Raw genomic sequence first — 26,328 nt, 5'->3', positions numbered from 1 at the left:
GCTTAGGAGAACCTCCTACACCTTCAACAACCTCACCTCAGCGCAGCACCCACACCAGCAACCCCACCTCAGCGCAGCACCCACCACCAGCGACCCCAACCGGGTGCAGCACCCGCCAGCGACAACATCTCGGCGTAGCGCCCACCGCCCACACCCTGATTCACACAATGTGCAGCAGAACTCTAACAAAAAGTCGCGTTTTTGTCGGACTTCTGCTGCACATTCATCGTTCAACGGGAAAATACGGGCGCCGGAGCGCTTAGGAGAACCTCCTACACCTTCAACAACCTCGCCCCCGGAGTGAAAAACCGACATGACCGACAACCTCGCCCGCGCGGTTGAAAACCTCCCAGAACGCCCCCAAGAGAGAAGGTGTTCAGGAACATCCACCACACATCCAGTCCGCCCACAAGTAACAAAGAGTTTAGGATTCCCGACCACACATCCACACCGGCCACAAGGTGACAAAAAGTCTAGGATTCCCGGCCACGTATCCAGGCCGCCCACATCTCGGCGTAGCGCCCACCTTGAGATACCAGCTGATCATGTGGTCCGCTTTCCACAATCCGACCCGATTCCATCACCAGCACCCGATCGGCCGCGCGAGCCTGATCAAGGCGGTGAGCCACCACCAGAGCGGAACGATCGCGAAGGACCTCCGCAGCCGCGTCCTCAAGGGCCGTCGCCTGCGCCGACCCGGCTTCAGCGGTGGCCTCATCCATTACCACTACCGGTGGGTCCATCAGCAGCACGCGCGCCAGCGCAAGCTGTTGGGCGACCACCGGATTCAAGCGCATCCCCTGCTCCCCCACTACCGTGTCCAAACCTTCAGGAAGGGAATCTAACCAGTCCAGCGCGCCCACCCGCGCCACGGCCTCACGGATCTGCTCATCGGTGACGTCAGGTTTCGCGAGGTTGAGGTCTTCCCGGAGCGTGCCGGCGAATGTGTGAACCTCCTGCGTGACCATCGCGATGCGCTGGGAGCGCTGGGCGTCGGATAAAAGAGATACCGGAGCACCCGCCACCAGCACTTCACCGGAATCAGGGACCCGAAGGCCCATCAGCAAAGAAGCGACCGTGGTCTTGCCCGCGCCAGATGCGCCAACTAGGGCGACGGTTTGGCCTGGGTACACGCGGAAAGACACGTCATCGACGGCCACGGGCGAACCGGTGGCGCTTTCAGTGGAATCGTCAGCTGGGCCGACAACAGGGCCGTCAGCAGTGACACTGCCCCGCACGTGAAAGCCGGCAGACGAACCTGCATAACGGAAGGTCACGTGACGTAGTTCGACTGCTGGCGACTGGTTGGCGGACGTGCCAGGGAGAGATTGCCGGCCGGAGGCAGGGAGGGAATGCAGGTCGGCGCCAGGGAGGGAATGCTGGCCGGGGGAAGAACATGAAGGGCCAGAACATGAAGAGCCAGAGGATGAAGAGCCCGGGGTGTCAGCAGCGCCAACGCCAGCAGCGCCAACGTCACCGGCACCAACGTCACCAGCCCCAACGTAGTCGGGCACCTGCTGTGGTGGATCCACACTCACCCCCACGATGCGGGCCAGGCTGGCGTACGCGGATTGGATCACGTCTAACTCGCGCATCACGTGCATGATCGGGCCCCGCAAACGAATGACCATCAAACCGGCACCCGTGACGGCACCGACGCTGACCCAGCCCGCGCGAACGAAATAGAACCCACCCACCAACACGCTGGCGGTGAGCAGGAATTCACCGGCGGTCACCCACAATTGCAGGCGCAGTAGTGCCATGCGCGCCCGCAACCCCTTGGTCACAACATCCCAACTAGCCGATTCGATGCGTTCGTGCATGGTATTTTCCATCCGAAATGCACGAATGGTAGCTCGGCCATGAATAGCTTCAAGAACCCGCCGGGCGCGCTCGGCCATCCCGGCGCGTTCGGCAGCGAAACGTTCGGGCGCAATACGCAAATACCTTCGTGCGCCCCACCAGTACGGTACGAATGCCACGAGAGTGCACAGCAGCAAGCGCGGATCGATGGAGATTAGCGCGGTGGCAGTGGCCACGATCAGGAACACGGATTTGCTCAACAGCGGCAGGGTTTCAGTGATCGCTGCGGACACTTCGGCCACATCGTCGGTGGAGCGGCTCACCAAGTCAGCCGTACCAGCATCTTCCACCTGATGGAGGGGCAAACCCAGTGCCGTGCCCACCATCGTTTCGCGCAAGTTGGCGATGATGCGTTCGCTGACTTTTGACATCAGGTAGTACCCTGCGGCGGAGGCCACCCCGCCGAGCATTGCCGCCACCAGCATCTTGGCTCCAATGAGTCCCAAACCGGTGTCCATCATAAGCTGCCACCATTGGTGGCTATTGGCGACGGATTCAGAGCTCTTTGCCGTGGTCACCTGCCTGACCACATCCACAGTCTGCCCCAGCAACCGTGGCACACTGACGGTGGCCCATGCGCCCAATGCCATGAGCAGCAAGGCCACGAGGCTTAACCGCCGTGCTCCTGGTACCGCCCTTACCTGAGCACCGATTTCACGTCGGACCTGTGCCCACGTCGCCAGCGGGAATCGCTGGGCATTTTCCGGCAGCTCCATGGTCTTCGGGGTCATCCGTGTGCTACGCATTATCGGCCTCCAGGCGCTCTGCCGAATCCGCCACGGCCACGGCGCGCCACGCGGGCGCTTGTGTGACCACGATGGTCAGCTTGTCGGCGCGGACTTTAGCCACGGCCTCGGCAATCCGCTGCTGGGTGACCGAGTCCACCGCCGTTGTTGGGTTCTGCACAATCAGCACTTCTGGGTCCGCAGCGATAGCTCGGGCTAAGGCCAGGCGTTGTCGTTGCCCGCCGGATAGCAACCGCCCTTCTTCACCGACCCGTTTGTTCGCCCCGCCGGGGATATCCCCGCACTGTGCCACGTCTAGGGCCCATTGTGCAGTCTGGGGGTTCACGTGCACGTTCTCCCCCACTGTCCCGTCAAACAACTCGGCTTCATGTGGGGCCACAACGAATCCTGGCACACGCGCAAATCGATCGATGTCAGCATCCACTTCCTCGCTGGTAGCCACCGTGGTCACACCTTTCGGGAATTGTTGCGCCCACTTCCTGGCTAGCTGTTCTTCCTCCTTTTCTTTCCCGACGCCCCGCTCTCCCCGGCCCGGATCCCCGAGGATACTGAGGATCCGCTCGGCAGAAGCCCCGCCGGAAGCCACCTTGGACGAAATGTTTTTCCCCAACATCGTCATGGGGGTAATGACGAACTGTGCCACTCCAACAACCGCAATGAGTTCCCCAATGGTGATTTCCCCACGAACACCTAACCACCCGGCAAAGAATCCCACGAGAACAACGTAGAATGCGCCCGCGAATTCGGTTGTCGCGTTGAGCTGCGCTTGTGCCTGGTTGGCGCGAATAGTCGATGAATAGGCGGCGTTTGAAACAATGGAATAGCGGGCGCGGACGGTGCTCACTGCCCCCAGCCCCTTAACGATGCGGAGTCCGTGAACTAGATCCGTGGCGGTCGCGGCTGCTTTGGCCAGCCCACGTTGGCGTGCTCCCGATCGGGCGCGCAAGGGCTTGGCAGCAGCGAGGGAAATGAAAACAATGCACGGAGCTGCGAGTAGAACAAACAGCCCGAGTGGTACGTGGATGAGCAAAACCACCACACCCACGTACAGCAGGGAGCCGATCTCACCGAAGGGGAATACGGTGAGAAAGAGGATTTCGGACACGCGGCGGGTATCTACGCTGGCGATGCTGAGGAGCTCGCCGGGCGGTCTGGCGGTTGATAGTCCGCGGGGGTCCTGAATGCGATCGGTGGTGATGGTACGCAGGTGATGGGCAAGCTCCAACATGCAGCGCTGGAAGAGGTAGCGCCCAGCGAAGGAAACCACCGCGTTGGCGAAGAACATGGTGGCAAGAACCGCAATCCACATCCACAGGCGGCTTAGTTGGCCCGTGGCGACGGCCTGGTCGATGGCGCGGCCGACAACGATGGGGACGGAAGCGTTGAGAATAAACCCCACCATGATGCACAGACCCGCGATGATATTCCACGGCCGAGGTGCGAATGCGACCTTGGCCAACCAATGCGGGTCGTGGGGTTCGGGTAGCCGGTTAATCACTGTCCTTAGCCTAGCGCAGGCCACCAGTTACAACCGATAAAGCCTAGCGCAGGCCACCAGTTACAACCGGAAAAGCCTAGCGCAGGCCACGAGCTACAACCGGAAAAGCCTAGCGCAGGCCACGAGTTACAACAGAAAACGATTTAGAAACCGCGCTGGAACTGCCCGTGAAGTTTCACCGAGAACACCCGCAGGCATTCCCGGCACTGCCAGGCATTATCAGTTTCCGCGTCGGGCCACAGGTTCTCCGACATGCAATAGGGGCAATTGTTGACGGTTGCTCGACGGCTGTTGATGAAGGCGGTTTTGCCACCAATCGCGTCGTTCGCAGAGGGCAGGCTGTCGTGATCGGGAACGCTCACTAGACCAACAACTCCTCATCGGCGCGGAAAACCCAATCGCGGAATTGTTCGCCCTCGTTGCGGTCAGACTTAAAGTTCTCCACGATGCGGACCACGTAATCTCCCAAATCCGTGGAGAATACCTGGTTGCCGCGCACCTTCTTGCCTACTGCGGGATTCAAGCCCAATGCTCCACCGAGGTTCACCTGGAAGCCCTCCACGCGCTCGCCCTCGTCCGTCGTCAGGATCTTGCCGGAAAATCCAATGTCTGCCACCTGTGCACGCGCGCAGCTGTTCGGGCAACCATTGAGGCTGATCTTGAGCGGTACATCGAGGTCGCCGAGGCGCTCCTCCAGCTCGTCGCACAGATCAATCGCACGCTGCTTGGTGACGGTGTGCGCCAGCTTGCAGAACTCTAGGCCAGTGCATGAAATGATATCGCGGCGGAAAGCCGAAGGATTAGCGGAAAGGCCCTCAGCCTCCAGCTCCTCGGCCAACCCAGCGACCTGCGCTGCTTCCACATCGAGGAACAACAACTCCTTGTCTGGCGTGGTGCGCAGGCGCGCCACGCCGTACTTGTCGGCCAAATCCGCCAAGCGCTGGAGTTGCGCACCGGTGGTGTGCCCCACGGTGGGCTTCACACCCAAGTACTTTTTGCCATCGTTTTGGTCATGCACACCGATGTGGTCGCGATAGCCAGGGGCCGTTTCCGGTGCTGGGCCGTCGATGAGTTTGCGCTGCAGGTAGTCGTCCTCCAGCACCTGGCGAAACTTCTCCACACCCCATTCCGCCACCAGGAACTTTAAGCGAGCCCGGTTGCGCAGTCGGCGGTAACCATAGTCACGGAAGATCCGCACTACTCCACCCCATACTTCCGGGACTTCGTCTAATGGCACCCACACACCCAGTCGCTGGGCCAGCATGGGGTTAGTCGAAAGCCCTCCGCCAACCCATACATCAAAGCCCGGGCCGTGTTCGGGATGCTCAGAGCCGATAAAAGACAGATCCTGGATCTCGTGAGTAATATCCTGTCGGCGGTTGCCGGAGATTGCGGACTTGAATTTGCGCGGCAGGTTCGAGAACTCTTCTCGTGTGAGCCAATTCTTTTTGATCTCCGCGATGGCCGGGGTGGCGTCGATAATCTCATCAGCCGCAATACCTGCAACCGGTGAACCAAGAATCACACGTGGAACATCGCCACAACCGAAGTTGGAATCGAGGCCCACTGTGGCCAGCTTGTCCCAGATGGCAGGCATATCTTCGATTCGGATCCAGTGCAGCTGCAGGTTCTGACGGTCGGAGAAGTCGGCGGTATCGCGAGCGTAATCGCTAGAAATCTCCCCCAGCACGCGAAGCTGTTCCGCGGTGAGTAGGCCGCCATCCAGTCGGATGCGCAGCATGAAGTAGTTGTCCTGCAGCTCCGCATTCGTTAGGTGACCGGTGAGGTCACCACTCATGTTTTGCTTGCGCTGCGTGTAGAGGCCAACCCATTTGAAGCGTGGCGCCAAATCCTCGGCCGGAATCGAGTCGAACCCTTCCTTCGAGTACACGTCGCGAATCCGCTGGATAACCCCTAGGCCAGCATCTTCCTGCTTGATCCGCTCGTCATCGTTGAGCGGTTCGCGCCCGTCGACGAGCCACTGCCCCTGGGGCTTATTCGCCCTTTTGCGACGAGGGCGGTCGGTTGCAGTGCCGGTTGCGCTACTCATGTTCTCCCTTTTTCTTTGTTGGTTTCGTCGGTGTTGTTCGCAGGGCATTGACCCACCGGAGCACCCGGTGGCTGCTCTTTGTTTTCGACGCCCAGCGCGTGCCGTAGACCGATCAGTCTGTAACAAAGGATGTCATCACACTAGACCGACCGGTTCAGAAATTCAAGACGCGACGCCGAAATGAGTTGCTTTTTATAGACCAGTCTGTCTATAGTTCGGATTTGATAACGCCCCGCGCTAACGTGGGAACTAAAGATTGCCTAACACGCTCCATCAACCCGATTGGAAGTACTACATGCCTGCGAATCGCCCTCTGCGCATTGCCGTCATTGGTTCCGGCCCCGCTGGAATTTACGCTTCGGATGCCCTCACCAAGTCCGATGTTGACGTCAGCGTGGATATCTACGAACGGATGCCCGCCCCATTCGGCCTCATCCGTTACGGCGTTGCCCCCGACCACCCACGAATCAAGGGCATCATCAAGAGCCTCCACCGCGTGCTGGATAAGCCCGAAGTACGCCTGTTCGGCCACGTCAACGTCGGCGAGGACGTCACCCACGACGAGCTCAAGGAATTCTACGACGCGATCATTTACGCCACCGGTGCGACCGACGACAAGGACTTGAACTTCCCAGGTGCCGAGCACACCATCGGCGCAGGTAAATTTGTGGGCTTTTACGACGCAAACCCTCACTTCGACGAGTCCTGGAACCTGGATGCAGAATCCGTCGCCGTGATCGGCGTGGGCAATGTAGGCCTGGACATCGCGCGCGTTTTGGCAAAGACCGGGGATGAGCTACTCACCACCGAGATCCCAGATAACGTTTACGACTCCCTGAAGAACAACAAGGCCAAGGAAGTCCATGTGTTCGGTCGCCGCGGCCCTGCCCAGGCGAAGTTCACCCCACTGGAGCTCAAGGAGCTCAATCACTCAGACACCATCGAGGTCATCGTCAATCCTGAGGACATCCAGTACGACGAGGCATCTGAAGATGCTCGTCGCAATTCCAAGATTCAGGACATGGTGTGCACCATCTTGGAACAGTACGCGATCGCCGATCCCACCGATGCGCCTCACAAGCTGTACCTACATTTCTTCGAGTCTCCAGTCGAGGTAAAGACCGACGAAAACGGACAGGTCACCGCGTTTATCACCGAGCGCACTGAGCTCACGGGAGACGGTCGCGTTCAAGGCACCGGAAAACTGAACGAATGGCCCGTACAGGCGGTCTACCGCGCAGTGGGTTACAAGTCGGATGCCCTCCACTCCCTGCCGTGGGATGAGCGCACCAATGTTCTTCCCAACGTCGGCGGACGCGTGCTAACGGAAGGCCCCACAGCCGATGGCATCGCAGGTGTGCCCGGTACGGCCGATCCAGAGGCGGAAAAGCGCGAGCGCCTCCCAGGCGTTTACACCACCGGTTGGGTGCGCCGCGGACCAGTTGGCCTCATCGGCAACACCAAGGGCGATGCCAACGAGACTGTCGCGAATTTGCTGGAAGACCAAGCCAACGGCATCGGCTTCGACCCATCCAAGCCAGAAGAAGAGGCTGTTGAGCAGTGGCTGGCGGACAAGGGTATCGCCTACACCACATGGAACGGCTGGTACGCACTGGACAAGTACGAGCGTGAGCTGGGCGAATCCGAAGGCCGCGAGCGCAAAAAGGTGCGATCGATCGAAGAAATGGTGAAATACTCGAATACTGATCAAACTGAATAGTACGGTTATGGACATGACCGACTTCGCCAAGACCGAATCTGTCGTGGACAATTCAGCCGAACCAAAAATCAGTGCGCCGAAAGTTCACGTGACTGGCCGCAATGTACTATCCATGCCCGGCCATCAAGTTCATGCGTTATACAAGCTGCGCGTTGACGTTTTTGTCAACGAGCAGCGGGCACCATTCCCCGAGATTGACGACACCGACGCGCACCCCAACACGCACCATATCTTGGCCTACGTGCATCCAGGCAATGGTCCGTCCTATCCGCACGGAACCCCGGATCCCGGTTCCCCCCTGCGCCTCGTAGGCACCTGCCGAGTCTTTGGCCCGCCAGAGGCTCAACACCTAGGTCGCTTGTGCGTGAGCGCGGACATGCGCGGTTACGGCATCGCTCACCAGCTTGTTCAGGAAGCCCTGGAAGTGTGCATTTCCCGCGCTGCGGCTCTCGATCCTTCAACTAACGCGCCAATTGTCAAGATCGAAGCGCAAACCTATCTGGACGATTTCTACAGGACCTACGGCTTTAAAGAAGCCGGCGATAGGTTTGTCACCGAGGGCATCGAACACGTAGAGATGCACCTCGACCTGGACGAATACAAGATGCGGGCCGCCAAGCAGGAAAGGTAAACCCTTCTACCACAGGTCGTGGGAGCACTCGCTGCCACGACCCCGAGGCGGAGCCCCCCCCTTCCATTGCCCAACAACGGCGGTCATTATCGCCATCACCGCGACCCTCCGCCCCTGGGACTACCGTTATTCCGCAGCAGTCACCAACTTCACAGCAATTTCAGCGCACTCCGGCCTTCCGCAGTGCGCCTTTTGCGTATCCGCGGCGCATGTCTCGCATAGGAGGATCTGCTCGCGGCACTGATCATTCACACAATTGTGAAAATCATTCGTTTCCGCCTGGCAGTTTCGGCAGCGGCCCAGCACTTTGGCGTCGGGAGTAAATTCCATGTGCATACGGCGATCGAAAACGTACAGTGACCCCTCCCACAAGCCAGAATCCCCGAACTTCTCGCCATAGCGCACGATACCGCCATCGATTTGGTAGACCTCCTCGAATCCGCGGTTTTTCATGAGGGAGCTCAACACCTCGCAGCGGATACCGCCCGTGCAGTAGCTGACGACCGGCTTGTCTTTCATCCAGTCGTACTTACCACTCTCCAGTTCTTTAATGAAGTCATGGGTGGTGTTCACGTCGGGTACAACGGCGTTCTTAAACTTACCGATCTGGGCTTCCATTGCGTTGCGACCATCGAAGAACACAACCTCATCGCCGCGCTCTTCAACCAGCTTGTTAACCTCTTCGGGCTTGAGATGCTGGCCGCCGCCGACGACTCCGTTCTCATCGACCTTCAGTTCCCCCGGCGCTCCAAAGGAAACGATTTCATCGCGCACCTTCACGCTCAACCGCGGGAAGTCCTCTGCCCCGCCCTGCGACCACTTGAACTCCATTGCCTTAAACCCAGGGAATTCGCGGGTACGGCGAACGTATTGCTTACAACTAGCCAGCGAACCACCAACTGTTCCGTTGATGCCGTGCTCGCTAATCAGGATGCGCCCCTTCAGCCCGAGCTGTTCGCACAGGGCACGCTGCCACAACATCACCGCGGTTGGATCGTCAATCGGAGTGAAGCAGTAGTACAGCAGGATTCGTGTTTCAGTGAGATCAGTTGCGCTATGGCCCATACCATCAATATTAAGACTGGGCTGGCCAGATACCTAACCCCGTTTGCCGTAGCCCACTTTCACATAGCCTGCGGCCTCCGTCGCGCGCTGACGGGCTTCTGCCACGGTCTCCGCGGTGGAGACAGCCACGGCCATGCGACGGCGTGGATAGCTCTTGGGCTTGCCGAAGATGCGCACATCGGTTTCGGGAACGGCCATTGCTTCGCGCAGCCCGGAGTACTGTGGTTCGGCTTCATCTTCATCTTCGGAGGTCTTAGCGCAACCGTAGACCACGGCGGAAGCACCAGGGCTCACCAGCGTAGGATCAATCGGCAATCCTAATACCGCCCGCGCGTGCAGATCGAACTCGCTGAATCGCTGGGTGGCCATCGTCACCATGCCGGTATCGTGCGGGCGCGGGCTGACTTCGGAGAAGTACACGTCATCACCCTTGACGAACAGCTCCACACCATAAACCCCGCGCCCCCCTAGCGCGTTGGTCACACGGGCGGCCACGCTCCGCGCATTATCCAATGCATCCGCGCTCATCTCCGCTGGCTGCCACGATTCCACGTAGTCGCCGCGGTCTTGCCGGTGCCCGATTGGCTCGCAGAACCACGTGGCTTCCGCCCCTGTCTGCGGATCCACGGATCGCACGGTGAGGATCGTGATTTCGTAATCGAAGGGGATGTACTGCTCTACAATCACGCGGTGCGTATTTACGCGCGCGGAACTGATGGCAACATTCCACGCCTCCTCGAGGTCGTCAGGCCCTGCCACAAAGGTTTGCCCTTTGCCACTACTGCTCATGATTGGCTTCACCACGCAGGGATAACCTATGTCTTCGGCGCCTTCTGCGAGTTCTTCGAACGTAGATGCAAACCGGTGCGCACTGGTGGGCAAACCCAACTCCTCGCTGGCCAAGGTGCGGATGCCCTCACGGTTCATGGTCAACCGGGTAGCGCGCGCTGTGGGAACCACAGTAGCCAGGCCCTCGTCTTCAATACGTTCCAGCTCGTCGGTAGCGATGGCTTCAATTTCCGGAACGATGAAATCGGGGCGCACATGTTCTACCAGCTCACGGATGCTTGTGGCGTCGGTGAGATTCAACACGTGCGAACGGTTAGCGACGTGGTGAGCCGGTGCACCGGCGTACCGGTCGGCGGCATGCACCTCCACGCCGAGACGTTGCAATGCGATGGCGACTTCCTTGCCGAGCTCGCCGGCACCCAACAACAACACGCGCGTAGCGTTTGGTGTGAGGGGTGTTCCGATTACATCAGGGGTTTCCATAACGTCCGAAGATGTCATGTTCTGCGATGTTACCCTCCCTCACGCCCCGTCGTTGCGGCTCCCCGCCCTCGCGCGGTGCCATAATGGGAACCATGAGCGCTTCCGATGCCCACTGTCCCCGCCTTTTGTCCCGTCGCGTTTTTCTGAAGGGGGCCGTTGCGGTCACCGCCACTTCTGCTGCCGGTGCTGTGCTGGCTGCCTGTGGTTCTAAGGACGACGCCGCCACGGTCTCCCAGGCCGATATTCCCGTAGGGGGCGCCATCGTCAGTGGCAGCTGGGTTGTCGCCCAGCCTCAGGCTGGTCAGTTTGTGGCGTATTCGAATGTCTGTCCTCACGCCCAGGGCATCATCGACAAGGTGGAAAAGGATGGCACCCGCACCGTCGCGGTGTGCTCCAAGCATCAGTCCAAGTTCGATGTAGCCAGCGGCGATGTGGTCGCCGGCCCTAGTCGCGATGGCATGAAGCCCGCGAAGAAGGTCGATGCCGCGGACGGTCAGGTGACGATCAGCTAGTTGATTATCAGCTCGTACGCGGCCGATTGCTGTAGCGAAGACATTTGGGCCCAGTGACGTCGAGGGGCTAGGCCTGTTGGCTCGGTCTAGTGGTGACTAGGGGGCTGGGTCTGTTGGCTAGGTCTGGTCCTGTCTAGTGGCTAGATCTGTTGGCTAGGTCTGTTGGCTCGGTCTAGTGGTGGCTAGGGGGCTGGGTCTGTTGGCTCAACCTAGTCGCGGTTACGATTTTTGCGACTTAGACCTGCGCGGATACCGCGTGGGATCCCGATAATCCCGCCTACGGACCAGCCAAGGAGGCCGCCCCCTATCAGCGCGAGGAAGATCCCAATTCCCTCTTGGGATGTGGTGTCGAAAAACGAAACCTCGATGATCATTGCGGTGGCAGCGCCTACTCCCGTGCCGACTGCCAATGCAACAGCCCCAACGAACGGACGGCGCATTTTCAAAGCAATGACGCCAGTGGCAATGAGGAACGTGATCGTGAGTGCAACAATTTGCCATGCTGGGAACTGCCGAGGACCAGGCAAATTAGCGTCCAGCGGAGTTTGGTGATATCCATTCCACGTCAACCACACAGCCGGTACAAGCAAACCGGTGAGTGCCCCGTAGATTCCCGTGGCCCATAACCCTGGTCCGCGCCCTGTGTCATCCTCGGCGGACCTGGCCAGGCCCCCGACAATTAGTGCGCCGACGATGAGCGGAACACCTACGAGCGTCAGCCACGACTGCGCGAAGATATCCGGGTGGAACTGGTGAGCGAGAATGAAAGTGTCAGCGCGGGTCATACCCGCCACCTTATCCGGGCATCGCTCACCGCCAAGGCAAAATCGCGATCGTGGCACGTCCACATAACCGCGGGTTGAGGAGTGTCCGGTGCACATTCCACACCACGCAGACGGTGATACTCCCCATCGGCATAGCGGTGCATGAGCTCCGCGAGGTGACCGTATCCCTGCCAGTCTAGGCCCACCGTGGGCTCGTCCAGAAGGACCAGCTTGGGGGCACGCACCATGGCGGCTGCTACTAGGACAATACGGCGCCACGAACTGGGCACATCCAGCGGGTGCGTATCCGCCCATTGCTGCAACCCTGCGAATTCCAGTACGGCTTCAGCGGATTCCCGGTCCACCCCGTAGGCCAGTTCATCCAAGACGGTCCGGCGCGCTAGGGCTGTGTCCATGGCAGTGGGCGCCCACCCGGGCATGCCCTCAGGACGGTCGATCTGCCCGGTGAACGGCACCAGCCCCAACACCGCCAGGAAGAGGGAGGTCTTACCGCACCCGTTGGGCCCTTCCAAGTGGGTGACATCTCCTGCGAAGGCGGTGACATCGATCGGTCCCACTTCCCCCACACCCCGCGGGATTCGCACACCGCGCGCGTTGAGGACGGCAGTGCGTTCGGGCGTGGCTGCGTACCCAAGCTCGGCGGATGACCCCTGTTGAACATCTTGACCGAACTCCGTAGCACGTTCGGGCGTGGCTGTTCGTTCGGGCGTGGTTGTGTGCTTGGGCGTGGTTGTGTGCTTGGGCGTGACTGTGTGCTTGGGCGTGGTTGTGTGCTTGGGCGTGCCGGAATGCTCCCCGCCACGGATCTCACGCGCCCCCTCCTGGGCTTGGTATCCCAACCGCCCACGGCCGGCATCGGGCAGCACAGGGCCCGGCGCGGCCAGCTCATCTAAGTCCCCAGTGGAGGTGAGGTGTAGTTGGCGCGTGGCGGCGTCGGACAAAATAGACCGCCCACGGTCGTAGACCGTTACCTCACCAGGAAAGGTCGCAAGAGTGCGACGGAGGGTTTCCACGGCGGCGGTATCGAAGCCATCGAGCGGGCAATCCAAGACCAGCGAATCCGCGCCGGACAGCAATGCGGCGGCGATTGCCAAACGGCGTGTTTGGCCCGTTGAGAGGCGCGAAGGATGGTGCTCAGCGTGGTCTTGTAAACCCCACGTGTGCAGGGCCTCCGCGATGCGGGATTGCATCACGTCGCGTGGCACTCCACGTTGTTCCATGCCAACGGCGAGCTCTTCGATGACGGTGGAACGCAACAGCGAAATATGCGCGCTGGCCTCGTTGCCCACCCATGCTGCACCGGCCGCTTCGGCGCGATTCCAGGCATGCTCGCTTAACCCGGTGCCGCTTTCGGCCCAGATAAAATCCGTGATTGGCACGGGGGTTGTCCTTTCGGTGGGATGGTATTGACAAGGGGGCAAAGAGTGAGGAGCGGTATCGATATGAGGGTAAGGGGTAGGGAGTGAGGAGCGGGAAGGGGGAGAAGCGGGAAGAGTGAGGAGCGGTATCGATATGGGGGTAAAGGGTAGGGAGTGAGGAGCGGGAAGAGGGAGAAGCGGGAAGGGGGAGGAATAGGAAATGAAGTGTACAAAGTGAAGGGGGCGCCGGTCCGCCTGCGGGGGCGACGATTAGACAGTAACAATGGCGACGGCCACGACCGCGGCCACCACCACAATACGAATCAGGTGGTCGATTAGCCGGTCCGGCACTGGGCGCAAGATTGTTCGACGCCCCGCGTTTCCAATTCCAGTGCGCCCCAGTGGGCGGGCACGCTGGGCGGCATCGTCAACCAAGCCAACAATGAGCGGCAAGATCACACCCCACCGTGCGGACCAACTGTGCACGTCGATTCCGCGGGTGGCTTGGATTTGTCGGATAGTATCCACTCGCGCTTTGGCCATCGGGTACAGCCGGAAGGTGGATCCCAGCACGTACACCAGCTTGGCAGGGGCGCGCGTTTGCAAGCTACGCATCAGGCGGTCTAGGTCAACGAAGCACCCGATAGTCAGGCCGATGGTGGTGGCAGCCAGGAAACGCAGGCCTAACGACAAAGCGATCTGCATGCCATCGCGCGTGATGATGCCCCACCACGGTTCCCGTCCGAACGGTCCATACATGAGGGTGAACCCCAAGAATGCTGGCAAGGAGATCGCGGTTGCCCCGAGGAAGGTTTTCCTCGGTTTGCCTGTAACCAGCGCGATGACGGCCGCGATGCCCCATGCTGCGAGCGAGAAGCGCCAGTCGTTAGCGATGAGAACGCTAACGACTGCGCCAGCTGCCAACGTGAGTATCGTAAGCGGGTTCAACCGCACTGCCTAAACATCCTTTTCTGCGAACGTCCGCCGAGTGCGCTGTGGGAGTGCACGGATAACGATCCAAACGATCGTGAAGACGATGAGCTTATCCAAAGGATCGGAGGTCCATGATTGCAAAAAGACCGCGGTCATGGGCTCTGCGCCCAAGGAACGGTAGAAAGTGACCAACAAGCCCGTGCCGGTCCCAGCGGTACCGCCGAAGATGAAAGAGGCGATCGGGGCGGACAGCAATGCCGTGATGAAACCGACGACGAGTCCGGCCACGCCGATGCGCCACCACGCGCGCTGAAACCACGGGCGCAGCAGGCCAGCTGCGAGACCGACAAAGGCATAAGCTGCGGCAAAGGGCACAGCCGTCGGATTAAACGTGCCCCACACCATGCTTGTGAGCACACCCGTTCCCATGCCTGCAATCGGCCCGGCCAGCGCACCGACTAGCACGGTTCCAATCGAATCCAAGTACAACGGGAGAGGCAGTCCCATGGTGCCGATGACCTGGCCGAGCACCACGTTGATGGCTAAGGCCACGGGCAACAAGGTCAGTGTGCGAACGGGCAGGCGGGGAACAATAACCGCGAGCAACAAGATGGCGGGGATAAGGAATCCGACGAGTGCAATGGTGGAGCTGCGCGAATCCGCGAGGGATTCCCACGGTGAATCCGTGGGCTGCATGAGCACAAGGTAAAGCCAGGTGACGACGATGGTTGCACCCGCGATAGCGAGAACTGCGCGAGCCATAGGAGAGAATTGTCGAGCTGGGCCGGAGGTTTTTGTATCGGACGTGAAGCTGTTCTTCACGCGGTGGGGATCGGGCTGCGTCGCACTGTGGGGATCGGATTGGGTCCCGCGGTGGGGATCGGATTGTGTAGACATAGGTTTTCCTTGCGTGGTTTTCCTTGCGTGAGAAAAATGCAGGGGTGATTGACTCGACCGTCTATGTCACCTCGACGGCCCAGTGGAAGAATTGAAAAATTTCACTCTTATCGTGCGCGAACATTGGCTTGAGGTCAAGTTTGCCCCCACGAACCACCGTTTCCCTTCTCCTGTTTTGCGTAGCTGCAGAATTACCCCCGCCGCGCCCGCGAGACACGCCAACCACTTGACAGACCAAGCTGTCTAGTGTTGGGTTATTCACACACAACCGGTTCGCGAAACCGCTGGTCCTTCTGGAGCCCCGGACAAGGATTCAAAGCGTCGCGAACACCCCGCGGTTTTCCTCCTGCCGCGTGGACGGACTGTGGCGCGCGGACGGCCCGCCTCGACACACTCGAGGTCTGTCCAGCGCACCCGGGGCATCCTCACGCATAGGACGAAACCACCAGGGTGTGGTGCCGGTTGGTGAAAGCATAAATCGTTTTTCCAACATGCAAAGGATTGCCACGCATCATGACTGCAGCCGCAGACCCTCAAGCTTTCCATTCCACCATCGCCGGGGTCCCACGAATTGGACCGGGCCGTGAGCTCAAGAAGGCACTGGAAACCTACTGGCGCGATCCCTCCACCGGACGCGCACTGTCTACCACCGCAACCCGCCTGGTTAACGATTACACCGATGCTGTGGTCGCCGCCGGTGTGGACGCCGTGGCGTTTTCCGGCCGTTCTTACTACGACGCCACGCTGGACACGTCTGCGCTTCTGGGCGTGTTACCCCAGCGCGTGGCGGACATCGCGGACCACGATAACGATGGCCTGCCGCCATTCATCGACCGCTATTTCGCAGCGGCTCGCGGTACCAGCGAACTGCCCGCCAGCGCGATGACCAAATGGTTCGATACCAACTACCACTACATCGTTCCCGAGCTCAGCTCAGATACCGAGTTCCAGCTGGACGACCACGCATGGTTGGAAGATCTGCGCGACCAGGTTACGCGCCTGGGTAAGGATGCTGCTGCGCACGTACGCCCCGTGCTGGTTGGCCCACTGACCTACCTCACGCTGTCCCGCACGACCGATGGCTCCAACCCAGTTGACCACCTTGAAGAGGTGTTCGACCTTTACGCCCGCCTACTACCTCGCATCGCAGACCGCGGCGCGACCTGGGTGCAGTTCGACGAGCCCACGCTGGTGACCGAGGTCGCGCAGCGCGACCTGGAGCGCACCCGCGCCGGCTACGAGAAGCTGGCCAAGATCGCCCAGGACAAGAACCTCAACCTGCTGGTCCAGACCTACTTCGGCGACGGTAACCAGGCCATCGAGCTACTCACCGGTTCCGGCGTAGCAGCATTCGGTGTGGACTTGGTTTACGGCGGCACCGAGCTGCCTGGCTGGAACGGATCCGAACTGCTCGTTGCCGGCGTGGTCGATGGCCGCAACGTTTGGCGTACCGATTTGGCACGCGCGCTCCAGACCCTGCAGGAACTGCAAAAGCGTGGCCCCGTTGCTGTGTCCACTAGCTGCTCCCTGCTGCACGTTCCTTACTCCCTGAAACGCGAGGAAAACCTCAACCCAGAGGTCCAGAACTGGCTGGCATTCGGCGCGGAGAAGATCAACGAAGTCGCTACCCTCTCCCGCCTGCTTCGCGATGAGGCCACGGATGCGGACCGCGCTGCAGTCGCGGAGTCCACCAAGGCCGCCGAGCAACGCGCACAGTCCAGCTTGACCCACAACGCGGAAGTTCGCGCACGTCAGGAAAAGGTCACCGAGGCTGATCGCCGCCGTGATGACATCACCGCACGCCGCGAGGCTCAGAAGGCAGAGCTCAACCTGCCACCACTGCCCACCACCACGATCGGTTCCTTCCCTCAGACGAAGGAGATTCGTGTGGCGCGCGCTGCATGGCGTCGAAACGAAATCGACGATGCACAGTACACCCAAGCGATGCGCGACGAAGTTGCCGACGTGATCCGCCGGCAGGAGGAACTGGGCCTGGACGTGCTGGTTCACGGCGAGCCAGAGCGCAACGACATGGTGCAGTACTTCAGCGAGCAGTTGGAGGGATACCTGTCCACCGAGCACGCGTGGGTACAAAGCTACGGCTCCCGTTGCGTGCGCCCACCAATCATCTTCGGCGATGTTTCTCGTCCGAAGGCCATGACCGTGGAGTGGTACAAGGCCGCTGCCGACCTGACCGACAAGCCGGTCAAGGGCATGCTGACCGGCCCCGTGACGATGCTTGCGTGGAGCTTCGTGCGCGATGACCAGCCACTGGGCGAGACCGCTGATCAGGTGGCGCTGGCGCTGCGCGACGAAATCTCCGACCTGGTGGAGGCCGGTGCGCGCGTGGTTCAGGTTGATGAGCCCGCAATCCGTGAGCTCTTGCCACTGCGCAAGGAAGATCAGCCCGCCTACTTGGAATGGGCCGTGGGCTCCTTCCGCCTGGCGACCTCCGGTGCACCGAACGAGGTGCAGGTACACACCCACATGTGCTACTCCGAGTTCAACGAGCTGATTGATACGGTCAGCAACTTGGATGCCGACGTCACCAGCATCGAAGCCGCCCGTAACGGCATGCAGGTACTGGAAGCGCTCAAGGATGAGGGATACGAGCTGGGCGTGGGCCCAGGCGTGTGGGATATCCACTCCCCTCGCGTGCCAAAGCAGGACGAGGTAGATGCGCTGGTGAACGCTGCGCTCGATTCCGTGGATCCGACCCTGCTGTGGGTGAACCCCGACTGCGGTCTGAAGACCCGTGGTTGGGAAGAGACCACCGCCAGCCTGAAGGTGCTGGTCGAGGCCGCTAAAAAGGCGCGCGAGACGGTTCAGGCATAAGCTGCCACGTGCGTGGTGCCTGGCCGCAACGGGTAGGGGGTCGATGCCCGGTCGCGGCGGGTAGGGGGCGGGGTGATGCCAGGTCGCGACTGGAATGAGGTTGATGCCCGGTCGAGGCTGGAATGGGGTTGATGCCCAGTCGCGGCGGTTAGGGGCGGGGTGGCGCCTGGCCGCGGCGGGGTGATTCTCCCCCGCCCGCATACTTCTCTCCTTCTGCGGGAACAATTTCGGAAAAGCAGAACGAAACAACCACCAGAGCGCCGCATTCGCGCATCTCATTCTGCTTCCCGAACAACAACACCGCGCATCACTTCCCACACAAGACCCAAACCGCGCCCACTGCGGGCCCAATACGGGTCCGATGCGGAATTAGCAGAACCAAACGACGACAAACTAGCCCCGTCGCAATGTTAAGAAATCCAATTGCGGATCTCTGTCCCCTTACCGAACCGGGGAATCGCACAATGACCGATTCCTGCGGCACCTACCGTCGCTAACCCCCGTGATGTCGCCACTACACGATGGGAAACGTTTTCATCTGGGTGCAGTGCGTGGTTTGATTAGTTCCCATGGGACGACATTCTGCACACGACGCCTCTTCCTCTTCTTCATTCTCGCCGGCTGACTCTTCGTCACCGGCTTCGCCTCCTGATTCCACACCCGAAGGTTCCCCTACCTCTTTATCCACGCCTCAAGATTTTCTACCCTCTCCCCCCGCCAACGACCACGAACTGCCCCACGATCGTGAACCCGTCGACGGACTCAATCAACGCGACCAACACCTTGCCGCCAACGACCACGAGCTTCCCCAAGCTCGTGAACTACAACAACCCCAGGTTGACGGCCCAAGAACTCTTCCCGTCCACAGCTCGCATGATTCCCGGGAGGATCGCGCAGAGATTCCACCGGTACGGAATCGGCAAGTACCCCAGGTTGACGGCGCTAACGACCATCAGTCGGACGCCCTCGAAACGCCTCAGGGACGTAGCACGGCAGAATCCCACAACCGTGGCGCACGAGGTTTCAGCCTCAGCGCCATGAACTGGCCACAGAGACTTCTTGCTATCAGTTTGGTGTTTTTCGCCTTTGCTACCGTAATCGGGTTGATTACGCAATGGCCGAGTGACGAGCCACCGCGTGTATCCGAGCAGTTTAAAGCCCACTCCGGCATGACAGGCGAATTGCGCCAGGGCGAAGTGCAGATTGTGCAGCCCGGCGCATGCAATTCGCCCAGTGTGGGTCGCGTTTTTGATACTGCCCCACAGACTGATCCGAATGCACCCCAGGACTGTACGCACGCGATCATCAGTATTAATTCTGGTCCGGATGCGGGCAAACGCACCCTTTTGGAAGTGCACCCTGAAATCCCTGGTAACCCGGATCTACGCACGGGTGACAAGATCCAGCTTTCGGGCCATACAGATCCCAGCTCTGGAATCCAGTACGGTTTTCAGGATTTCCAGCGCACAACGAACCTCGCATTATGGCTGGTGGCCACGCTGGTTCTGATCATCGTGGTTGGTGCGTGGCGCGGAGCACGTTCCATTATCGGACTGGTACTGACCTTGGGCTTGATTGTCACATTCTTGGTTCCAGGTCTCGTACGCGGTGGTGATCCGGTAGCGCTGGCAGTGACGTGTGGTGCAGCCGTCCTTTTTTTGGTGCTTTTCCTAGTGCATGGCTTCAGTTGGAAGACCGCTGCAGCTATGGGCGGTACGCTGCTGGCCTTGGGACTATCCACAATTCTGTCTAAGGTAGCCGTCGCGAGCGCAGGCCTGCGTGGCTTGGGTGACGAGAACAACCTCAGCATCTTGGTCTATCTACCGGGCATCAGCATCACTGGTTTGTTGTTAGCTGGAATGATCGTCGGTGCATTGGGCGTACTCAATGACGTGACAATCGCCCAAGCTTCCACGGTTAATGAGCTTCATGAATTAGATCCACAAGCTTCTCCGTGGCATCTATTCCGCTCAGGGATGAAAGTGGGGCGTGACCATATTGCTTCGATGGTCTACACCCTAGTTCTGAGCTACACCGGTGTGGCCCTACCGACGATCCTGCTGCTGAGCATTTCCAATCGCCCACTGGAACAAATTTTGACCTCGGACATCATGGCCACAGAGATTCTCCGCTCCGCAACGGGTGCAATGGCTTTGGTCCTTGCAGTTCCGTTGACTACATTCATCGCTGCGTGGACGTCACGTCCGGATTTGGCACGGGCGAACCACAGCCACGGCTAATGAGTATTGCCTAGGCGGGGGCACTCTCCTCCCGCATTGTGATCAATCCACCACATTAGCTCGCCGCCTTGCGCAAGAATCTGAAGCATCGACTCATTCGTGTCAAAAGCCGTCATCACGATGAAGATCGGTGGATCCTCCAACCCTTGGAGACGCTGGAGCAGCTCGACACCATTCATGCGCGGCATGTGTATATCAGACAACACCACATCACAACCATGAGCCGTGATGTACTCAAGAACATCATGTGCCCGATGGAACGTGGCTGCCACGGTGATGGAATCACTGCGCGAAAAATAGATCGGAAGGGAATCAAGGATGCGCCTATCGTCATCGACGATGATCAGACGCGTCATCTACGAACACAACGGCAACGTCGGGTGCTTCTCACAACTAAGAATGTCTCGCCATAGTGGCACAGCTGAACCTTCGTCAAAAACAATCGTGAGTAATTGATCAGCCGGAGCAGTATCCACCGCAGTCGGCAATATCGCCGAGGCTGCCAGCATGGTGGCCAGAAGTGTTGTTGTCATGGTCTAGGGTCCTTTCACTAGTGTTCTAGACAGTCGGGTGGGGAAACGTCATTGTCACCGTCCATGTCTCACTGGTCGATGACAAGGACAGCTGCCCCGCAAGGGAATCAAGATCCTGTCGCAAAAGACGCAGTCCCATATAGGACGAGTCGGGGGGTCGATGCTTGTCTGCGGTAAAGATTTTCAAAGCTGATCGAGGTCTCAGAGGAGCTCTCAATCACAGTGAGGGTGATCGTGCTGTGGGGTGTGGCATGTTTAGTGATGCTGGTGACAGCTTCAGCCACAGCATGCGCAAGGATGCGCATCGTCGATAACGGATGGGGACACGCTTGGAGAGAAAAAGAGTCGACGCGAAAACCTTGAGCTGTTAAAGAGTCGATTGCGTTATCAATGAGTTGTCCAAGCGATGTCGCACAGGCAGCCTGCTCATCGTTGACGAGGTGGCCATTGTCAGCGAATTGTGAAGTTGTCGAGTGTGCCCAATGGTGACACGTGCAGTGTCAGCCACCCTCGACAGATCCTCAGCAAGGAGAGGAACATTGTCTTCTGGTTGGAAGGCTAGCGCTTCGAGTTTGGTGGTGATCGCACTGAGGTTGGCGGCGATGGAATCATGCAAGACCACCGCCATCTCTTCCTGATGATCTTGCGGCCGTTGCCGGGCAGCTGTGACGCGGTAATCACTACGGCGCAGCCATAACCCGATAGCGAAGGACGTGCACAGAAGCAATGACCACACCAGCACAGCGATGTGATCAAACTCGAAGGTGCCAGACACAGAGTCATAAAAGCCCGAGAAGCCACTGACACACACCACAGCCAGTATCCAGATCACCATATTGATGCGCACCAATAGGGCGATCAACACTAACGCAAGAAAAGATGTCGACCCCAAAGCCCCACCAAACGGGGTGATGGTGATGGGGATCAGTACGTACGACAGCGCCGCTATCTGTGGCAGGCGTGGAGCAAGAAGCAAGCAAGGTGCTTGAAGGATGAGCAGAACCAGCTCGATGGTGGATGGCTGGTAATTGGGAAGTACGAGCTGGAGGCCGATGAGGATGATCGGCAGCGCGATAAGGATGATGGTTGTGGTGCGCAGTCCGCCGAGTCGGGTTGGTGACTGACCGAACGGCATGAGGGCTCATCCTTAAGTGGTGATGACAGTGCCTGCGGGAACTACTGCGGACATGCTTGCTTGTCTAGGTCGATCGTAGGGCCATTTCAAGACACACGGGCAGAATGTAGCCTTTCGTCTACGAAGTAGTAGACCTTCGTCTACAGCTGGGCGGAAGGGATGGTTTTCTTCCCGAAATATTTTGTAAGATAGAAGTATGACGCACGAGGATAAACACAGCCAGCCACAAAGACTGAAGACAAAAAGAAGTGCTAGCGATGAGGGCAAGCCCTTGGTTCAATCGATCATGACGTTAGTGGCCAGCATGGTGCTAGTGATCACCATGGCTCCACACGCAGCATCTCAACAATTGACTGACATGCCTACCGATGCCGATGGTTACAACACAACTCAAGCAGCCCCTGGTCGAGAGAACCTCGAACCGGCTGAACCAGGCTTCAACGACAACAACGTTGATAATGATGCTGGTGCCGACTGGGAGCCGACAGAAAACCCGAAGAACACGATCATCCCAGGTCACATGCGCTCAGATAGGGAGGGCGTGCCTGCCGGTTTCACCAAGGAAGAAGCCGACCGAGCCGAGGTTCAGGAAGCTCAAGAACAAGCCGCTTCGCGCCGAACGGGTGTACAGGCCTTCGCAGCGGCCGTACCGACGAATTGCCGCACCTACTGGCCGTCTACTTTTAAGGTCTGTGGTGACATCCGTAAAAAGTACGATGCCATGGGAGGCCCAAACAGTTTTCTCACGTGGCCGAAATCCAATGAACTCGGACTGCCAGATGGCGTAGGGCGTCGCAATGAATTCGTTAATGGGTTTATCTACTGGCATCCCAACTACGGTGCACACCCAGTGACGACACACTTTTCGATCGCGTGGGATCGTACAGGTTGGGAACGCGGAGCGCTGGGCTACCCCACAACCGATGAATTTGCTTTGTCAGACGGTATCGGCCGAAAGCAGTCCTTTTCCAAGGGGCATATCTACGGATCAGTGGCGGGTCTAGGAACGATAAAAGGTGCGATCTACGACAAGTGGGTATCCATGGGTGCTGAAAAGGGAGTACTGGGTTATCCAGTAACTGATGAAATCACCACACCTGATGGAGTTGGCCGTTTTAACCGCTTTACCGGCGGAATGATGTACTGGCACCCACAACACGGAGCACATAGCGTCAGGGGATCAATCCTGAATAAATGGGCTAGCCAAGGGTACGAGAGAGGGGCAAGCGGATACCCTGTCGAAGATCCGAAGGACGACGGAGCGTTCAAAATCACCCAGAAGTTCCAACGGGGAAACATTTCAGGCTACGAATCACCCGTACCCGAGCTTGCCGAAGCCCTAGGTCTGAATGATAATGAGATAGACGATCTATACACACAGCTCAGCGATGATTTTCACCACCATCAGATTCCTCTTCGGGAGGGATTTGAAGATGCCTACCAGCACGCCAAAGAATCCCTAGAGTTCACAGCTTCCAGATATAGCCCAGTTCAGCCTCAGATGAATACTCGTGCAGCAGATACTGCATCAGTTCCCGCAACAGGCTGCGACATATCCGAGTTTGTACCACCAGGAAATGCACGAACTAATCGGGGTGACGTTTTCTATTCAAAAGCTGTCCGAGCGAGAATTATTAATCACGGACACAACGGCATCTTCCTAAGTCAAGGAAACGCCGATCCAAGAAACATATGGACTGTTGAGGCAGTAGGAGCTGGTGAGGGAGTTCAGCGATTGCAGGGGCGTGACCGCGTAGGTGTTTGCCAGCCCACCTATCTTTCCGTCAATACGGATAACGCAACTCGAGATAGGGCTGCTAGCTGGGCTGAAAGCAAAGTAGGAAAGGGCTATAACTCCAACTTTGCAACTACAAGAATAGGTAATCTGGATAGAGACTATTACAATTGCTCTCAACTCATCTGGGCCGCCTATAAGCATGCTTCTGGTGGCGGCCTGGATATCGGCGAAAGGTCCCCCTACCAGCCATATCGTGCAGGAGTATACCCCATGGACATTCTTCTCTCCCACAACACAAGAGCATTCAATTAATGAGCAAACGAGTCGCCATTCCAATTGTGCTGGTGCTCGTCCTGGTAGCTGGCGTGTTTCTGTTACGGGAGTTTCTACCTTCCGAGCCGAAAACTGCCGGACCTGGTTCAGTAGAGGCACAGTACGTAGGCATATCAACCGAAACTATCGGCAAACTGACCGAAACTGACAGGAATAATATTTTCTGGACGTCTGATTCTGGCGAAGGCGGCGTCGCTTTTTCGACCGCACCCGTGTACTTCCCCTCGCTGCTGAGAATCGGACAGGGTTTTGCTGCTCCCGATAGAGACGCGATTATCTGGGTTGATCAGGATCTGCAGAACAAGAAAAGCTTTCCGGTGCCCGGACTAGACATCGGCATGCAAAGCACCATGTCAACGTCGCTGGACTATAGCCACGGAGCGTTCACCTTCAGCAAGGGAGATGCCGATTTTCCTGATGCCAAGAAAGTGGTTGCAGTAACCGCCAACGAAGCCCGGAGTACAGACCGAGAGCATTACGTCAGTGCGCTTACTGCCTGCAATAACGGCGTCATCAAGTGGATCGAATTCCTTCCTTATGACAATAAAGAAGTAGAAAGTAGAGGCACGGCCCAGATAGTCACGTGGAGTCCTGACGGAGATATTGAAACTTCTCATATCCCTCGGGAATTTCTGTACGCACCACCGAACGAGAACCAGCTATCGTGCGATTCTTCCTCACACACGATTGTGAGCGAAGACGATAATGGAAATCCTGTGTCGCTGCGCTTGGAAAGCCGTGGCAAAGAGACGGTAGTCAAAGATGAGACCGAGCTCCCCGATATTCCCCCTCCGGCGATGGCACGGTTTGCCACGGTTTTTGACAACACTTTGTACTCCTTGGATAAAGAGGACGTTCTCACTGCGGTTGATCTTAAGGAGGGGACCCTTCAATACCGCGAGCCACTGGATGTGACGGGACCCTCGCCGGTGTCCGTAACCTTCGAACACGATCGGGCATACGTTGTCGTCCGTCCTGATGAATTCGAAAACAAGCAAGCTGTTCTTCCGGTGGATTTAGAGAAACCGCACTGCACTGGGAAAATAGTTCCTCTTATCGGTTACGATGAGACTTCTCAAAAGTCTAAATTCGAACGTCTCGGTGACTCTTTTATGGTTACTACTAATGCACTCCCTAAAGAGCCAGGTAGGACACCTCTTTGTAGGTAGATGGTGTCCAACATAGACGTCATCTACTTACATCAGTCTGTACTGGAATTATTTCCAATAAGCTCGCTAGGCAATATGGAAGGCTAATGCGTTTAACCGGCTCTTCGTGTTTTGGAGTGCGTTGATCTTTCCCTGTAGGCCTCCGGAGTGGATAAGAGACCGCAAGATATAGCGGTCCAAGTTTCTCAAGCCAAGGGCGATGCCGCGGAGGTGCTCCAACCTCCCGTTGATCGCCTCGACCGGACCGTTGGATGCACCGATATCGAACTATGCCACAACATCCCGACGCCGACGCCACACGGTTCGCCCCAATTGGGCTAGCTCCTCCAGCCCTGCTGCCAGCCCTGCACGGATCGAGTTCATTACTTTCAGCATTAACTTCTTACCCTGACTTTTCTTCGGGTGTGCATATGCAGCAATAATGTCCTGGTAGATCTGCCATGTCACCTGCAAGATCACCATCAGCTCATCGACCTGCCACAACACTTCACGACGCTGCCGTTGCCGGGCAGTAAGAAACGTAATCCTTGTCAACACAGTCTTACGATTGTTATACAACGGGTCGGTTTTCTTCCCCCGCTCACCGGTAAGCCCACGCTGCAAGCGCTGCCTACACGCAGTGAGTTTCTCCGCGGCTAGGTGCACAACATGACACGGATCCATCACCTTACGTGCCTGGGGCAGTACCTGGTCGACGGCGGTGGCGTAGCCGGTAAACCCATCCATCGTCACCACTTCACGTTGTGCACGACATCCCGGATCGCGAGCGTGAAGCCAGCGGCGCAGCACGTCAGCGCTTTTGCCTGGCACCATGTCCAGTAATCTGGCCGGCCCAGATCGTGTAGCCGTCGGGGTGAGATCAACTAAAACGGGCTCTTCGCGTTTTGGAGTGCGTAGCTGACCGCAGAGCCTGGTTCGGGGTAGCACAACATGTAGGGGTCCTAGCCGGTACAAGATGAGAGCTCCGAAACCGTCCATCTGACCGAACCAGGACCCTACTGTGCAGCCTCGTGGC

21 protein-coding genes and 3 pseudogenes are annotated in these 26,328 nt (G+C 58.4%); 8 read left to right on the top strand and 16 right to left on the bottom strand.

The window, feature by feature from the left end; translation table 11 throughout:
- Positions 1-473: 473 nt before the first annotated feature.
- The 4 genes from HMPREF3098_RS11905 to HMPREF3098_RS08790 form a co-directional block, all read right to left on the bottom strand.
- The gene (locus HMPREF3098_RS11905) at positions 474-2,609 is read right to left on the bottom strand and encodes an ABC transporter ATP-binding protein (RefSeq protein ID WP_246815909.1); all 2,136 of its coding nucleotides are present in this window, start codon (positions 2,607-2,609) and stop codon (positions 474-476) included.
- On the bottom strand, positions 2,602-4,107 hold the full coding sequence (locus HMPREF3098_RS08800; RefSeq protein WP_246815908.1) for an ABC transporter transmembrane domain-containing protein: 1,506 nt from the start codon (positions 4,105-4,107) through the stop codon (positions 2,602-2,604). The genes HMPREF3098_RS11905 and HMPREF3098_RS08800 overlap by 8 nt, the downstream gene beginning before the upstream one ends.
- 143 nt (positions 4,108-4,250) lie before the next feature.
- A complete protein-coding gene (locus HMPREF3098_RS08795) occupies positions 4,251-4,469 on the bottom strand; it encodes a hypothetical protein (RefSeq protein ID WP_035114613.1) in 219 nt (72 codons plus the stop codon).
- A complete protein-coding gene (locus HMPREF3098_RS08790) occupies positions 4,469-6,157 on the bottom strand; it encodes a nitrite/sulfite reductase (protein ID WP_070434833.1) in 1,689 nt (562 codons plus the stop codon). The genes HMPREF3098_RS08795 and HMPREF3098_RS08790 overlap by 1 nt, the downstream gene beginning before the upstream one ends.
- A 295-nt stretch (positions 6,158-6,452) precedes the next feature.
- Between HMPREF3098_RS08790 and HMPREF3098_RS08785 the strand changes: the two genes are divergently transcribed.
- Entirely contained in the window at positions 6,453-7,877 is a 1,425-nt protein-coding gene (locus tag HMPREF3098_RS08785; RefSeq protein ID WP_070434832.1) for an FAD-dependent oxidoreductase, read from the top strand.
- 13 nt (positions 7,878-7,890) lie between these two features.
- Entirely contained in the window at positions 7,891-8,508 is a 618-nt protein-coding gene (locus HMPREF3098_RS08780; protein WP_083284434.1) for a GNAT family N-acetyltransferase, read from the top strand.
- A 126-nt stretch (positions 8,509-8,634) separates the two neighbouring features.
- Here the strand turns inward: HMPREF3098_RS08780 and HMPREF3098_RS08775 are convergent, their stop codons facing one another.
- Positions 8,635-9,573, bottom strand: coding sequence for an oxygen-dependent tRNA uridine(34) hydroxylase TrhO (locus HMPREF3098_RS08775; protein ID WP_070434831.1), 939 nt, complete (start codon positions 9,571-9,573; stop codon positions 8,635-8,637).
- 33 nt (positions 9,574-9,606) lie between these two features.
- Positions 9,607-10,845 (bottom strand): formate-dependent phosphoribosylglycinamide formyltransferase, encoded by a 1,239-nt coding sequence (gene purT / locus HMPREF3098_RS08770; RefSeq protein ID WP_070434830.1) that lies wholly within the window; start codon positions 10,843-10,845, stop codon positions 9,607-9,609.
- Between the two features lie 92 nt (positions 10,846-10,937).
- Here purT and HMPREF3098_RS08765 point away from each other — a divergent pair, with 92 nt between their 5' ends.
- Complete coding sequence (locus HMPREF3098_RS08765; RefSeq protein ID WP_070434925.1) at positions 10,938-11,357, top strand: Rieske (2Fe-2S) protein; 420 nt, start codon at positions 10,938-10,940, stop codon at positions 11,355-11,357.
- A gap of 209 nt (positions 11,358-11,566) precedes the next feature.
- Here HMPREF3098_RS08765 and HMPREF3098_RS08760 read toward each other — a convergent pair whose 3' ends face one another.
- Entirely contained in the window at positions 11,567-12,142 is a 576-nt protein-coding gene (locus HMPREF3098_RS08760) for a hypothetical protein (RefSeq protein ID WP_070434829.1), read from the bottom strand.
- A pseudogene (locus tag HMPREF3098_RS12115) lies at positions 12,139-12,678 on the bottom strand (ATP-binding cassette domain-containing protein); the annotation flags it as partial. The pseudogene HMPREF3098_RS12115 and the gene HMPREF3098_RS08760, both read right to left, overlap by 4 nt.
- 180 nt (positions 12,679-12,858) lie before the next feature.
- On the opposite strand from HMPREF3098_RS12115, the gene HMPREF3098_RS12110 reads away from it, so the two are divergent.
- Positions 12,859-13,035, top strand: a complete 177-nt coding sequence (locus HMPREF3098_RS12110; protein ID WP_371440984.1) for a hypothetical protein — start codon at positions 12,859-12,861, stop codon at positions 13,033-13,035.
- A 204-nt stretch (positions 13,036-13,239) separates the two neighbouring features.
- On the opposite strand, the pseudogene HMPREF3098_RS12105 reads toward HMPREF3098_RS12110, so the two are convergent.
- From HMPREF3098_RS12105 to HMPREF3098_RS08740, 3 genes and pseudogenes are all read right to left on the bottom strand, one after another.
- Positions 13,240-13,332: pseudogene (locus HMPREF3098_RS12105) on the bottom strand (hypothetical protein); the annotation flags it as partial.
- Between the two features lie 438 nt (positions 13,333-13,770).
- The gene (locus HMPREF3098_RS08745; RefSeq protein WP_246815906.1) at positions 13,771-14,424 is read right to left on the bottom strand and encodes an energy-coupling factor transporter transmembrane component T family protein; all 654 of its coding nucleotides are present in this window, start codon (positions 14,422-14,424) and stop codon (positions 13,771-13,773) included.
- Positions 14,425-14,457: 33 nt separating this feature from the next.
- Positions 14,458-15,195 carry an ECF transporter S component family protein gene (locus HMPREF3098_RS08740; RefSeq protein WP_035114734.1) on the bottom strand — a complete coding sequence of 246 codons (738 nt, stop codon included), beginning with the start codon at positions 15,193-15,195 and terminating at the stop codon, positions 14,458-14,460.
- A 648-nt stretch (positions 15,196-15,843) separates the two neighbouring features.
- Here HMPREF3098_RS08740 and metE point away from each other — a divergent pair.
- Positions 15,844-18,165, top strand: a complete 2,322-nt coding sequence (gene metE / locus HMPREF3098_RS08735; protein WP_070434828.1) for a 5-methyltetrahydropteroyltriglutamate--homocysteine S-methyltransferase — start codon at positions 15,844-15,846, stop codon at positions 18,163-18,165.
- A gap of 514 nt (positions 18,166-18,679) precedes the next feature.
- On the opposite strand, the gene HMPREF3098_RS11565 is transcribed toward metE, so the two are convergent.
- A complete protein-coding gene (locus tag HMPREF3098_RS11565) occupies positions 18,680-18,853 on the bottom strand; it encodes a hypothetical protein (RefSeq protein ID WP_168156012.1) in 174 nt (57 codons plus the stop codon).
- Between the two features lie 349 nt (positions 18,854-19,202).
- Here HMPREF3098_RS11565 and HMPREF3098_RS08730 point away from each other — a divergent pair, with 349 nt between their 5' ends.
- Positions 19,203-20,405, top strand: coding sequence for a YibE/F family protein (locus tag HMPREF3098_RS08730; RefSeq protein WP_070434827.1), 1,203 nt, complete (start codon positions 19,203-19,205; stop codon positions 20,403-20,405).
- Here the strand turns inward: HMPREF3098_RS08730 and HMPREF3098_RS08725 are convergent.
- The 3 genes from HMPREF3098_RS08725 to HMPREF3098_RS08720 form a co-directional block, all read right to left on the bottom strand.
- Positions 20,402-20,761, bottom strand: a complete 360-nt coding sequence (locus tag HMPREF3098_RS08725) for a LytR/AlgR family response regulator transcription factor (RefSeq protein ID WP_052095163.1) — start codon at positions 20,759-20,761, stop codon at positions 20,402-20,404. The two genes, HMPREF3098_RS08730 and HMPREF3098_RS08725, sit on opposite strands and share 4 nt — an antisense overlap.
- Positions 20,762-20,938, bottom strand: coding sequence for a hypothetical protein (locus HMPREF3098_RS11560; protein WP_156963550.1), 177 nt, complete (start codon positions 20,936-20,938; stop codon positions 20,762-20,764).
- Positions 20,939-21,305: 367 nt separating this feature from the next.
- Positions 21,306-22,073: a histidine kinase gene (locus HMPREF3098_RS08720; protein ID WP_070434826.1), complete on the bottom strand. Its 768-nt coding sequence runs from the start codon at positions 22,071-22,073 to the stop codon at positions 21,306-21,308.
- Positions 22,074-22,269: 196 nt separating this feature from the next.
- Here HMPREF3098_RS08720 and HMPREF3098_RS08715 point away from each other — a divergent pair, with 196 nt between their 5' ends.
- Positions 22,270-24,123, top strand: a complete 1,854-nt coding sequence (locus HMPREF3098_RS08715) for a hypothetical protein (protein ID WP_070434825.1) — start codon at positions 22,270-22,272, stop codon at positions 24,121-24,123.
- Positions 24,123-25,313 (top strand): hypothetical protein, encoded by a 1,191-nt coding sequence (locus HMPREF3098_RS08710; RefSeq protein WP_070434824.1) that lies wholly within the window; start codon positions 24,123-24,125, stop codon positions 25,311-25,313. The genes HMPREF3098_RS08715 and HMPREF3098_RS08710 overlap by 1 nt, the downstream gene beginning before the upstream one ends.
- 66 nt (positions 25,314-25,379) lie before the next feature.
- Here HMPREF3098_RS08710 and HMPREF3098_RS08705 read toward each other — a convergent pair.
- Positions 25,380-26,291, bottom strand: a pseudogene (locus HMPREF3098_RS08705) (ISL3 family transposase).
- Positions 26,292-26,328: the final 37 nt, after the last annotated feature.

This window comes from Corynebacterium sp. HMSC28B08, from assembly GCF_001806865.1.
Lineage (GTDB): Bacteria > Actinomycetota > Actinomycetes > Mycobacteriales > Mycobacteriaceae > Corynebacterium > Corynebacterium auriscanis.
This window is presented reverse-complemented; position numbering and strand designations above follow the sequence as displayed.